12 protein-coding genes are annotated in these 12495 nt (G+C 44.5%); 1 reads left to right on the top strand and 11 read right to left on the bottom strand.

What is annotated here, in order from left to right; all coding sequences use genetic code 11:
• Positions 1-322 precede the first annotated feature (322 nt).
• Entirely contained in the window at positions 323-1054 is a 732-nt protein-coding gene (locus THEBA_RS02555) for a Nif3-like dinuclear metal center hexameric protein (protein WP_014730322.1), read from the top strand.
• Here the strand turns inward: THEBA_RS02555 and THEBA_RS02550 are convergent.
• The 11 genes from THEBA_RS02550 to THEBA_RS02500 form a co-directional block, all read right to left on the bottom strand.
• A complete protein-coding gene (locus THEBA_RS02550; RefSeq protein WP_014730321.1) occupies positions 1039-1584 on the bottom strand; it encodes a GNAT family N-acetyltransferase in 546 nt (181 codons plus the stop codon). The genes THEBA_RS02555 and THEBA_RS02550 overlap by 16 nt on opposite strands.
• Positions 1585-1666: 82 nt before the next feature.
• Entirely contained in the window at positions 1667-2974 is a 1308-nt protein-coding gene (locus THEBA_RS02545; RefSeq protein WP_014730320.1) for a uracil-xanthine permease family protein, read from the bottom strand.
• Positions 2975-3439: 465 nt separating this feature from the next.
• Complete coding sequence (locus THEBA_RS02540) at positions 3440-3883, bottom strand: ferritin-like domain-containing protein (protein ID WP_014730319.1); 444 nt, start codon at positions 3881-3883, stop codon at positions 3440-3442.
• 105 nt (positions 3884-3988) lie between these two features.
• Positions 3989-4264, bottom strand: coding sequence for a stage V sporulation protein S (locus THEBA_RS02535; protein ID WP_006492095.1), 276 nt, complete (start codon positions 4262-4264; stop codon positions 3989-3991).
• 119 nt (positions 4265-4383) lie between these two features.
• Complete coding sequence (locus THEBA_RS02530; RefSeq protein WP_014730318.1) at positions 4384-5538, bottom strand: 2-oxoacid:acceptor oxidoreductase subunit alpha; 1155 nt, start codon at positions 5536-5538, stop codon at positions 4384-4386.
• Entirely contained in the window at positions 5531-5755 is a 225-nt protein-coding gene (locus THEBA_RS02525) for a 4Fe-4S dicluster domain-containing protein (protein WP_014730317.1), read from the bottom strand. The genes THEBA_RS02530 and THEBA_RS02525 overlap by 8 nt, the downstream gene beginning before the upstream one ends.
• 22 nt (positions 5756-5777) lie before the next feature.
• Positions 5778-6899, bottom strand: a complete 1122-nt coding sequence (locus THEBA_RS02520; protein WP_014730316.1) for a sodium ion-translocating decarboxylase subunit beta — start codon at positions 6897-6899, stop codon at positions 5778-5780.
• Between the two features lie 59 nt (positions 6900-6958).
• Positions 6959-9601 (bottom strand): pyruvate, phosphate dikinase, encoded by a 2643-nt coding sequence (gene ppdK / locus THEBA_RS02515; RefSeq protein ID WP_014730315.1) that lies wholly within the window; start codon positions 9599-9601, stop codon positions 6959-6961.
• A gap of 209 nt (positions 9602-9810) precedes the next feature.
• Positions 9811-10695, bottom strand: coding sequence for an ABC transporter substrate-binding protein (locus tag THEBA_RS02510; RefSeq protein WP_014730314.1), 885 nt, complete (start codon positions 10693-10695; stop codon positions 9811-9813).
• 21 nt (positions 10696-10716) lie between these two features.
• Positions 10717-11358: an ABC transporter permease gene (locus THEBA_RS02505; protein WP_014730313.1), complete on the bottom strand. Its 642-nt coding sequence runs from the start codon at positions 11356-11358 to the stop codon at positions 10717-10719.
• A 4-nt stretch (positions 11359-11362) separates the two neighbouring features.
• Positions 11363-12490 carry a betaine/proline/choline family ABC transporter ATP-binding protein gene (locus THEBA_RS02500; protein WP_014730312.1) on the bottom strand — a complete coding sequence of 376 codons (1128 nt, stop codon included), beginning with the start codon at positions 12488-12490 and terminating at the stop codon, positions 11363-11365.
• Positions 12491-12495 lie beyond the last annotated feature (5 nt).

Here is a 12495-nt window from a genome sequence, read left to right as displayed (position 1 = left end):
ACAATAAGAACCAACTCTCTTTGAAAACCCGGGAAGCAAAGTAAAATTATACTTGTGAAATAACTCAATTACATATTGATTTTATTTGATTTCCATGCTATATTATTCAATGTTTATTTTGTAATTTGTGATTAAGAATGATATATAATTAATTTGAATCGCTGTTATTCAAGTAGATAAACCCTTTGTTTAGAGATGTGGACGTTTAGTGGCGCAAAGCGCCACATTTTTTTGCTTATATTTCATTTTATGTTTGTTTTCTGGACGTGGTATAATTTCTCGAAACCCGATGCTATCAGTTCAATATTGTTGGAGGACACTTATGAAACCTGAAGATATCGAGAGTTTTCTGAATTCGGTTCTACATCCGGAAGAATTCGACGATTATTGCTTCAATGGAATTCAAATAGAAGGAAGCAAGGAGATAAACAAGGTGGTTACTGGTGTCTCTTTCAGCGATGCTTTGGTTGAAAAAGCGGTCACAGCCGGAGCGGACGCTATTCTTGTTCACCACGGAATCTTCGGAAAGGAATTCTTCAGACTTTCAGGGTATCTAAAGAAAAGGGTTGAGAGAGTATTGAGTTTGGGCATCACACTGTTCGGATATCACCTGCCGCTCGACGCCAATGAGCCATATGGCAACAACTATTCAATTGCTGAAGAGATAGGACTCGTCAACCTCGAGAGATATGATGTAGGCTTTATAGGAACTCATCCGGAAAACATTCTCGTGTCTGAGTTGAGGAATTCCTTATGTAGGATTTTCCCACGTCAAGAGGTTGGCCTATTCAAGAACTCCGATTTCGCTGGAAGAGTATGCATAATATCCGGCGGTTCTTCATCAAATCTGAGGGAGCTTGAAGGCACAGCAGACACCTTCATTTCAGGGGAAGTTGGTGAACCGACTCGGGAGATTGCAAGAGAGACAGGTATCAACTTCTTCTGGGTAGGGCACTACGCAAGCGAAAGATTCGGTGTGATTAATCTCGGAGAGCTGCTTAGAGAGAGATTCTCGCTTGAAGTGGAATTCGTCGAGATTTACAACGAAGTTTGATCGTTTCTTCCAAACTCGTCCTTCAAAATACCCATAATGATCTCGTCATGGAATGATCCATCCCGGAAAATTTCCTGTCTCAAGGTTCCTTCGATTCTGAATCCACATTTTTGATATGACCTGATCGCTCTCCTGTTGAATGAATAGACATTTAATTTTGCTCTATTGATGTTCATCTGTTCAAAGACGAATCTTAGAAGGATTCTCATTGCATCGGTTCCATAACCTTCGTTCCAGAACTTCTTTGCGATGAATATTCCAAGCGTTACTACACTATTCTTCCAGTCGACTTCGTTGATGCCGCACCCTCCGATATATTCATTGTCTTCTATCTTTGCAATGGCAAAGCTATAAGTGTCTTTAGAAGAGCTTTGGGAATCGTACCACTTTTCCTCCTCTTCCAGTCTCAACGGAAAAGGAATCCCTGGCACCAGCATTCTTTTGACTTCATAGTCGTTTATATATTCATGAGCCAGTACAATGTCCTCCTTCCGGTATTCTCTAAGATAGACCTTTCGCCCCTTCAACACTTTCATCACCCCCATTTGGGATAGTATAACAAAAAGGGCGGCGCCTAGTAGCAGGCACCCCCCCTGCAAATTGCCGCTCTTTTTATTCCTCAGGAGCCTTTGTCATTACGAAAATGCCGTTAAGAAGTAGTCCGACTAGAGCAGCCAGACCTATGCCTTCGAACCTTACAGGGCCTATTCCAATGGCCGCGCCTCCAATTCCCACAACTAGCATCACAGAGACAATTATTAGATTCTTGCCATCTACCTTAACTCTGTTCTCAATAAGCGTTTTCATTCCTATTGCAGCAATCATACCGAACAAGAGTATTTCGATTCCACCCATTACTGCCGTAGGAATCGACTGTATAAGAGCGCCGACTTTGGGAACAAATGACAGAATGATTGCGAATACAGCAGCAATCCTCATCACTATGGGATTGAAAACTTTGGTGATAGCAAGGACTCCCGTGTTTTCACTATAGGTTGTATTCGCCGGACCTCCGAAAAAACCCGCGACTGCCGTCGCAATTCCATCCCCGGCAAGTGTTCTGTGAATGCCTGGATCTTCATAGTACTTCTTCCCGACAACAGCTGATACTGCGAAAATATCCCCGAAGTGCTCAATCGTGGGTGCTAGAGCAACAGGGACAAGCACTGTCAAAGAGTAGAATGAGAACTTCGGAAGAACAAACTGAGGCAGGCCGACCCAGCTCGCCTGACTGACTGCATCGAGTGTTACATTGCCTGTTATTGCAGCCACGACGTACCCCACAACAATGCCACACATAACAGGGATTAATCTCGTAAAACCCTTTGCGTAAAGCCTGACAAGAACAGCCGTTCCCAGAGATACGATTGCAATCCACCAGTTCGAACTTGCCATGCTTATCGCAGTCGGAGCGAGATTTAGACCGATGACTGCAATGATCGTTCCCGCAACGGCAGGTGGAAAGATCTTTTCAAACATGCTAACTCCAAGTCTCTTGATGAGCATCGCAATTGCTACCTGAACAAGGCCAGCAATCAGTATTCCACCTGTGGCATACGCTATCATGTCCGGAGTTATGGAGAATCCGGCTGCAATAGCTTCAGGAACAGATTCATAGATTTCCGGTGCATTTGCATGATAGAGAATTACTGCATTGATTGGCGCAATGTAGGCAAAGCTTGAACCTAGAAAGACCGGCACCTTCCACTTCGTAAGCAGATGGAAAAGAAGTGTGCCTATACCTGCCGTGAATAAGGCAACATTCACAGGAACGCCTGTCAGATAAGGAACAAGAACAGTTGCTCCGAACATTGTGAATGCGTGTTGCAGGCCGAGTACTAAAAGTCCTCCTCTACCCAGATTCTTGCTTCTGTCTTCCTGTTCCCTTACCTCCTGGTAAGCTGAATTCTCACTACTCACAAAATCCCTCCTCAAGATATAAATTTGTCCACATAGCAAAAAAAAACCTCACGATATCTCGTGAGGTGTAACTGCAGAATCTATGTCTTTTGTGATTTTGATCATCACCCTTTGAACTGTACGGAAAGAAGACAAAGGGCTTTTACGGGGGGAAAAAAGAGCTCTGTGTCGATTAAAAAGAGAGATCTTCCACTCTTCATACAAAGCCAGGCACATATAGCTCACTCTCCCAAGAATTTATCCAAAGATCATTTTATCACAAAGAACACAGATTTCTCCTCAGATGCCCAATTGTTTCATTCAGTAAATCTTTTCGTATAGATTACTCAGCAAATCGCTGAGCGGAAAAACGGAGAAAAAACATAGCACGACTTTAAATCAACGGAAATCCCCCTTATGAAGGACAGATAATCGAAATTAAGCAATATTCCTGACGACCACCCGAATCTTGAAACATCCCATTAGTTATATAGAACCATACAACTTCACTAGATCATGAAGATGTCTTCGTTCCTCCTCGATAATATCCTTCAGTTCCTTGCAGTCAGGTATGAAAGAAGAAAGATCTGAATAGAATATTATACTGTCTTTTTCTACTTCCACTGCACTGCTAATTGCTTTGTTAATGTTGTCTGGAACATCAATCGATTCAGTTCGTGGAAATATAGATATCTCTGCATAGGACTTCAAATAACCAACATTATCTTCCCAATCTTTAGCTATTAGAGAGTTGTCGGCGTCTTTCAACATCTTCCTGAATACTGCTGCATGCTCTCTTTCCTGCGTGGCAAGTTTTACAAACAACGATTTCACTTCGCCCGAAGTTTTCTCGCTGAGTTTCTGATAATAACTATAACCGACACTCTCAATTCTCAGAGCTATGTCTAACATGTCACCTACTGTGATCACATGCAACCTCCTTGTCAAAGCTGATTTCGATTATTCGAGACTCTCAAAATGAAAAAGGAAGAGATCAATGACCTCCCCCCACTTTCAGAGATTACCGAACCCCAATTATTTGATTTCGTCTTTCTCCGAAACGATCTTAATGGTAATTCCCGTTCTCATCTCTTCTCCAATCTGAATCTCCACAAATCCAGGGACCATGTACACTTTCGTACCCTGTTCTCTGAGGAATCTAGAAGCGATGGCAACTGCTTTCACAGCCTGATTCACAGCACCAGCGCCAATGGCCTGAAGCTCTACTTGCTCGTTCTTTGAGATAACTCCGGCTATGGCACCTGCTACCTTGTTCGGATTCGATTTCGAACTGACCTTCAGGATTTCCATTGAGATTTCCTCCTTTTGCAGGTAATTTCGCTGTAATTCTACCACAGAGGCCGCTTAATTAGCAAAAGTTTTAACACATCGTTTGCAAAAAGAAGGAAGGATCGTTACTGATTGAGGTTCTACAGATCCATTATTTCAGACTTGACTTTTGATATTGCATCAAGAACTTCTTGTGGAGTAATCAACTCGCCACTGACCTTGCTCACATGCTCGATCTTTGCGCCTCGTTTGTTCAGTCTAGAAACTTCATAGAGAATTTGCCCAAGATTCATCTCAGCAACAATCACGGCGCTCACCTTTTTTAGCAGCTGTCTTAGCCTCGTACTGGGAAACGGCCAAATTGTAACCGGCTTGAAAAGACCCACATTGATCTTATCCTCTCTTGCCATTTTCACAGCCTTAATGGCGCTCCTGGCAACGGAACCATATGCGAGGACCAGTATCTCTGCATCTTCAGTCATATATTCATCATATATTACTATCTCGTCGCTGTGCAATCTTATCTTGTTGTCAAGTCTTCTCAAAAGCCTTTCCGAATCGGAAGGAGAACCAACCGGGAAACCCGATTCATCGTGGACCAGACCCGAGACATGAAACCTCGACTTACCCATCCTAACAAGTGGAGTTGCCATCATCTGATCGTCACCTTCAAATGGATGGAAGATATCTTCTTCTGCAATTTCGGCCTCACCGACTCTTTGTACTTCCATTATCTCCGAATCGTACGGGAGGTAAACACTCTCGCGCATATGGCCAAGGATCTCGTCCATTAGAAATATCACTGGTGTTCTATACAGTTCAGCATAATTGAACGCAGTTATAATGTACTTATAGACTTCTTCAACATTTGAGGGGTAGATTGCGATGATCTGGTGATCTCCATGGGTTCCCCATCTTGCCTGCATAATATCCCCCTGCGCCGGTTTTGTGGGCATACCGGTGGAGGGGCCTCCTCGTTGAACATTCACTATTACTGTTGGAGCCTCAGTCATCGCCGCATAGCCAATCGCTTCCTGCATTAGCGAAAAACCAGGTCCACTCGTTGCAGTCATCGATTTTTCGCCTGCAAGAGAGGCACCGATTATTGCAGCAGCACTTCCAATCTCATCCTCCATCTGAATAAAGGTTCCACCAACTTTTGGGAGCTCCCTCGCCATGGTTTCGGCAATCTCAGTAGCCGGAGTAATTGGATAACCTGCGAAGAACCTGCACCCGGCCTTGATTGCTCCAAGCGCACATGCCTCGTCACCCTGAAGAAGAACGAACTCACGCATCCTCTTTCACCGCCTCCACTTCCCGCACATCAATCGCAAAGTCAGGGCATGCGTTCTCGCACATCAGACAACCTATGCATGTCTTGTGATCAACCACTTTTGGCCTGCCAAGCTCCCCTTTAGTAATCGTTTTCGTCGGGCAGATCCAGTAGCATATTCCACAACTCTTGCACAGAGCCAAATTGATATTTACTTTGTACTGCTTTCTTACAGCCATTACACCCTCCCGTTCCAGGCTATCATATTATTGAAAGGAATACTCCGGCCGCAACTGCAGAACCAATTACACCTGCTATGTTCGGTCCCATTGCATGCATTAAGACAAAATTAGTCGGATCTTCCTCCGAGGCAATTTTCTGGGCAACTCTTGCGGCAGTAGGGACCGCCGAAACCCCGGCCGCACCTATTAACGGATTTACTTTGTTTGCGGAGAACAGATTCATCAACTTTGCAAATAGAATTCCCGAAGCTGTTGCAACAACAAAGGCGGCGCAGCCCAATGCCAAAACCATTATACTCTCAATCGTGAGAAATATCTTACCGTCCGCTTTTGCGCCAACGGAGACGCAGAGCAAAATAATCACGGTGTCCGAAATGTATTTTCCAGAAGCCTCGACGAGCCGCTTTGTCTTCCCATTCTCTCTCAAAAGATTGCCCAACATGAGCATTCCCACTAGTGGGAGCGCTTGAGGAACTATCAACGAGATCGCAATCGTCGCAACTACTGGAAAAACAATCCTTTCGAGCTTCGAGACTCTTCTCAGCTTCTTGCCCATTGTTATTGCTCTCTCCTTGTGAGTAGTTAGAAGCTTCATAATGGGAGGTTGAAGAACCGGAATCAGAGCAATATAGGAGTAAGAAGCTATAGCAATGATCGGTAGAAACTGAGACTTGAGAATACTTGCAACGTATATTGAAGTCGGTCCATCTGCTCCGCCAATTATCGATATGGCGGCTGCATCTGAAAGGGAGAAACCCATCAAATTAGCTGCGAGGAATGTTATAAAAATGCCAATTTGAGCAGCTGCCCCCAAAAAAAGCGTCTTGGGATTTGCAAGAACAAAAGAAAAATCCGTCACCGCTCCTATCCCCAGAAATATTAGAGGTGGATAAATTCCCAACATCAATCCCTGTTGTAAGATCCACATTATACCCGTACCAGGAGTGAAGACACCCGTAGCCTCGGGCGGAATATTGGCGATAACCATACCAAACGCTATGGGTACAAGAAGAAGTGGTTCAGCATCTTTTGCAACCGCTAGATAAACCAGGAGACCTGCAATTGCAAACATAACCCAGTTTTCCCAGCTTACCGTGGCTAATCCTGTCTGTGCCATATATCCCGAGATCAACGTTGACATGAAAGGCTTACCTCCAAAAGAATAAAGGCCGCACCAACAGGCGCGGCCCAAAATGAAGACTATCTATTCTTTACTACTGCTTGAGCTGCGGACAATCTCGCTACTGGAACCCTGTAGGGCGAACAACTGACATAGTTCAGACCCACGATGTGACAAAACTCAACTGACGAAGGTTCGCCGCCGTGTTCACCACATATTCCTACCTTCAGATCTGGCCTGCTGGAGCGGCCCTTTTCAGTTCCCATCTTCACGAGCTGGCCAACACCCACTCTATCAAGCTTCTGGAATGGATCGTTTTCCAGAATACCTTTTTCCATATAGTGTCCAACGAACTTTCCATAGTCATCTCTACTGAAACCGTAAGTCATCTGCGTAAGATCATTCGTTCCAAAGCTGAAGAATTCAGCTTCTTTTGCAATTTCATCGGCAGTAAGGGCAGCTCTTGGAACTTCTATCATCGTACCTACTTTGTAATCCAGCTTCAATCCAGATTTTGAAATGAGTTCGTCTGCCGCTTTTACTATCACCGATTTTACAAACTTAAGCTCTTCCAGCTCAACGATTAGCGGAATCATGATCTCTGGAACCACTGACTTTCCTTCCTCAACCAACTTTAGAGCAGCTCCAATTATCGCTTTCGTTTGCATCTCGGCAATTTCGGGGTATACAACTGCAAGTCTGCAACCCCTGAACCCCATCATGGGATTGAACTCATGAAGATCTTCAACTGTTGTCTTCAATTCCTCATAGGTCATTCCCATCTCCTCAGCCAGTTCTTTGACATCTTCGTCTTCTTTGGGAAGGAATTCATGAAGTGGAGGATCCAGGAGCCTAATGGTGACGGGCAGACCTTCCATAGCTTTGAATATTCCGTAGAAATCCTCTTCTTGCATTGGAAGAAGCTTATTGAGAGCTTTTTCTCTCTGCTCTCTGGTACTGGAAGTAATCATCTGACGAACCGCAAAAATCCTGTCTTCCTGGAAGAACATATGTTCCGTTCTGGTGAGACCAATTCCTTCAGCCCCGAACTCCCTGGCAATCTTGGCATCTCTAGGAGTATCGGCATTCGTTCTTATACCGAGCTTCCTGATTTCATCGGCCCAGCCAAGCAGTTTCGCAAGCGGTCCTTCGAGACCCTGAGGCTTAACTGAATCGAGTTTACCCATGAATACTTCGCCTGAAGTACCGTCAATGCTAATCCATTCGCCCTCATTTATGGTCTTTCCATTTACTCTCATTGTCCTTGTCTTCTGATCTACCTCTACGGCTTCGCAACCTACTATACAGGTTTTGCCCATACCTCTCGCAACCACCGCCGCATGTGAGGTCTTACCTCCCGTAGAAGTCAGAATTCCCTGAGCGGCTGCCATTCCGGCAATATCCTCAGGCGAAGTCTCAGGTCTGACAAGGATAACCGCCTTACCTTCTTCTCTAGCCATCTTTTCAGCCGTTTCTGGGTCAAAAGCAACTGCACCTGAAGCGGCTCCGGGAGAAGCAGCAATTCCCTTAGCTAGAAGCTCTGCACTCTCCATAGTCTCTTTGGTGAAATAGGGGTGAAGAAGAGTCTCAATATGTTCGGGAGTGACTCTCATAACTGCTTCTTCTTTGGAAATTCTCTTTTCATCAGCGAGATCAACCGCGATCTTGACGCTTGCGTAAGGAGTCCGCTTTCCATTACGAGTCTGAAGCAAATACAGAACCCCGTGTTCAACAGTAAATTCAATGTCCTGCATGTCTCGATAATGATTCTCCAGTTTGCTGAAGATATCTAGCAACTGATCGTAAACTGCCGGATTAATATCCTGGAGTTTTGTTAGAGGGAATGGTGTACGCGTTCCGGCAACAACGTCCTCTCCCTGAGCGTTAGGCAAATACTCTCCATAAAATTGCTTCTCGCCGGTATTAGGATCTCTCGTGAATGCAACTCCCGTTCCACTATCTTCTCCCGTGTTGCCAAAAACCATTGCCACAACGTTAACCGCAGTTCCCAGGAGTTCTCCCTCTCTTATTCCATTGAGGGCACGATACTTTATCGCCCTTTCATTCATCCAACTTCCAAATACTGCGTCGGTAGCCATCCACAATTGTTTCCAAGGATCCTGTGGGAACTCTTTTCCAGCCTTGCTATAGACCTCAAGATATCTCTTCACCACTTCCTTCATATCATCTGCATCGAGTTCAGTATCAAGTTTGACGCCCTTCTCTTTCTTTATACTAGAAAGCGCACCTTCAAATTCTGAATGCTCGATCTTGAGAACGACATCCCCAAACATCTGAAGAAATCTTCTGTAGGCATCGTAACAGAACCTAGGATTACCTGATTCTTTGATCATTCCATCTACCGTCTCGTCATTGAGACCAAGATTTAGAATAGTATCCATCATGCCAGGCATCGAAATTGCTGCTCCTGACCTCACAGAAACGAGCAATGGTCTCTCATTAGAACCAAATCCCTTTCCGGTTTCTTCTTCCAAAAGTCTTACAGCCTCTTTCACTTCATTCTCAAGGCTTTCCGGATATTTATTACCATGCTCATAGTAGTACTTGCAGACTTCAGCAGAGATAGTGAACCCTGGGGGGACGGGAATTCCTATTTTAACCATTTCAGCTAGATTGGCTCCCTTTCCACCGAGAAGGTTTTTCATCTTCGCATCGCCTTCGGCCTTTTTCTTTCCAAAATAGTACACAAATTTCTCTGACACTTTCTTTCCTCCCTTCCTGAAAGCATATTCGACTGATTATATCATAGCTAAACATACGGGGTGTTTAGCTGTCTCTCTAATGGTGAACGTCTCTTGAACCATACCTTTCTCTTTCCATAGGGCAGAAAATCATGGATTTGATTCTTTCAGTACCCTCCTAAAGAACAGAGCCGCCTTTTGGCGGCTCTTAATTCTTAACGAAAAACAACTCAATCTATAAGGCCCAATCCTTTTAGGAATCCTTCAGCAACTTCATCAGGCTCATAACCTGCAGCGTCAACCAGATAATTAAGCCTTGTCATTATTGGTTCAGTAAGATAGACAGAGATTGGCCTCAAGATCTCCTCAATTTCGGGATTGTTTTCTAATATTTCCTTCCGTACTGTAACAGCTAGGTTGTATGATGGGAAGAAACTCTTAGTATCTTCAAGCACTAGAAGATTGTACTTCTCCAATTTTCCATCAGTAGAAAAGACCATTGCAACATCGATTTGGTTCTTGTCTAGTGCCTCATATGTCAGTCCGATTTCCATTGTCTTGACTTGTCTCTTCTCCACGGCAAAACCATATGCCTCACTCATAGGCCAAAATCCATCGTCTCTTTCAAGGAACTCGTATACAATTCCAAAGAGAAGATCCGGATCTTCATGAGTCAGCTCAGCCAGATCTTCGAGTGTTGTGAGCCCATGCTCAGCAGCGAAATCTCTTCTAACGGCAAGGGCATAAGTGTTGTTGAAATTTGCCATGTCGAGCCATACAATACCATTTTCGAGATCTTCGGCCTTTACTGCCTCGTAAAGTTCATGAGGATCTCTAATCATCTTTTCGTGGCCCAAATATGTTGGCCAGGCCGTACCTGTGTAGTCAGCATAAAGGTCAATCTGCCCGGTTTCGAGTGCACTTCTTGCAACAAATGAGCTCATCCCAAAATTCTCGGTCACTCTGAACCCGGCATCTTCCAGAAGCTGCGAAATCATGCTACTGACAATGTACTGCTCTGTAAAGTTCTTTGCTCCAACATTCAGTCTTGTCTGACCGAATGACATAACCGTTGCCATCAATACTACCAACGTAATAAGAAATAGTCTTTTCAAAACTAAACACCTCCATGTTTCCTAAATTTTGAGGCCTTTCGAAGTCAGAGCCTTCTCCGAAAAACCTAGGATTATGTCTACTGCTATCGCCAAAATCGTTACAGGAATGGCTCCTGCAATTATCATTGGACCCCTTGTCATACGAAGGCCAGTAAAGATGATCTCTCCCAGACCACCCGCTCCAATTGATGCGGCAATCGCAGCAGTACCAATATTTATCGTCGCCGAACTCCTAATTCCAGATAACATTGTCGGAACCGTTACAGGCATTTCTACCTTCCACAATATCTGCCTGTTAGTCATTCCCATTCCCTTAGCCGCCTCTTTCATCATCATCGAGACATTCATCAAGCCGGATGCAGTATTGAAGACTACCGGTACTAGACTATAAAGGAAGAGAGCAACTACGGCTGGAGCGGCTCCAATTCCCATGAACAGGAAAACAAGAGCGATCACTGCGATACTGGGAACGGCCTGAGTTGCTCCGGTGATCGACAGAACCAGTTTGCCCGCTTTTCTGTGCCCTGGCCTGGTAACAAAAATCGCAATTGCAACCCCTGCCACTACTGCCATGCTCCAGGAAGTAAGGAAGATGAAAATGTGCTCAAGAAGCCTTTCCATAATGTAGCCAGAATTCTCGAACATATATTCTAAGACTTCCATGATCTCACTCCTCATCAGACGACTCATAAGAGCCTACGAGGTTTACAAGATCCTTGAACCTCAAGATTCCAAGTAGCCTCTCCTTATCGTCGACGACCGGCAGCGAGGAAAGCCCGGTATTCATGATCAATGACATCGCCTCCATCAAATTCGAAAGAGGTTGTATGGTCTCGATAGATCTCAAGTACTTCTTTAGGGGCTCTTCATCAGACGCCTTGCTTAGCTGTTTCAACATAACATACCCCTTGAGTCTTTTGCTTCCATCAACAACGTAGGCGAATTTTCTTCCCTCGTTAACGAGAAAATCCTTTGCCTTTTTTACCTTGCAATCACCTGTGTCTTCGATCCACTTTCCGCCAGGAACGTAAGTCTCCCTTACTCGCACGAGTTCAAGACCCTTCAACGCTCTATCTGCGCCAAGAAGATCTTCAACAAACTCATTAGCCGGTTCCTGAACCACCGTCATTGTATCGGCATATTGCACCAGTTTTCCGTCGTCTAGAATCGCTATCTTGTCACCCAGCTTGATTGCTTCCCTGATATCGTGAGTTACGAAGATAATTGTCTTCTCTATCTTCGACTGAATTTCGAGAAACCCGTCCTGAAGCTTTTCACGGTTAATCGGATCTATTGCTCCGAAAGGTTCGTCCATAAGAACTATTTTTGGATCGGAAGCTAGACCTCTTGCTACTCCTACTCTTTGACGTTGTCCTCCCGAAAGTTGGGCTGGGTATTTCTCTGCATAGTCGGAAGGTTCGAGGTTTACAAGGTCCAGCAATTCAAAAACATGTTTCTTGATTCTTGATTCATCCCACTTCATCAGTCTTGGAGTGACAGCAATATTATCGAAAACTGTCATGTGAGGAAAAAGACCAATCTCTTGGATTACGTATCCGATGCTTCTTCTCAGTCTAATCGGATCGATTTCATCAAGCGATGTCCCGTCAACGACAATTTCTCCATCGGTTTTCTCAATTAACCTATTTATCATCTTCAAAGTGGTTGTCTTCCCACAGCCGGAGGGACCTATTAGTATTGTCAACTTCTTGTCCTCAAAGGTAATACTGAGGTTGTCGACTGCTTTGAATCCTTCTTCGTATTCTTTAACGACATTTTTGAATTCTATAGACATCTATG

Source organism: Mesotoga prima MesG1.Ag.4.2 (assembly GCF_000147715.2).
Lineage (GTDB): Bacteria > Thermotogota > Thermotogae > Petrotogales > Kosmotogaceae > Mesotoga > Mesotoga prima.
This window is presented reverse-complemented; position numbering and strand designations above follow the sequence as displayed.

Excerpts from the sequence above, each read along its gene's own strand:
- THEBA_RS02525 (WP_014730317.1), bottom strand. The coding sequence starts at position 5,755 with ATGGCTGTAAGAAAGCAGTACAAAGTAAATATCAATTTGGCTCTGTGC.
- THEBA_RS02535 (WP_006492095.1), bottom strand. The coding sequence starts at position 4,264 with ATGGAAATCCTGAAGGTCAGTTCGAAATCGAATCCGAACAAGGTAGCA.
- THEBA_RS02555 (WP_014730322.1), top strand. The coding sequence starts at position 323 with ATGAAACCTGAAGATATCGAGAGTTTTCTGAATTCGGTTCTACATCCG.
- THEBA_RS02520 (WP_014730316.1), bottom strand. The coding sequence starts at position 6,899 with ATGTCAACGTTGATCTCGGGATATATGGCACAGACAGGATTAGCCACG.
- THEBA_RS02505 (WP_014730313.1), bottom strand. The coding sequence starts at position 11,358 with ATGGAAGTCTTAGAATATATGTTCGAGAATTCTGGCTACATTATGGAA.
- THEBA_RS02500 (WP_014730312.1), bottom strand. The coding sequence starts at position 12,490 with ATGTCTATAGAATTCAAAAATGTCGTTAAAGAATACGAAGAAGGATTC.
- THEBA_RS02530 (WP_014730318.1), bottom strand. The coding sequence starts at position 5,538 with ATGCGTGAGTTCGTTCTTCTTCAGGGTGACGAGGCATGTGCGCTTGGA.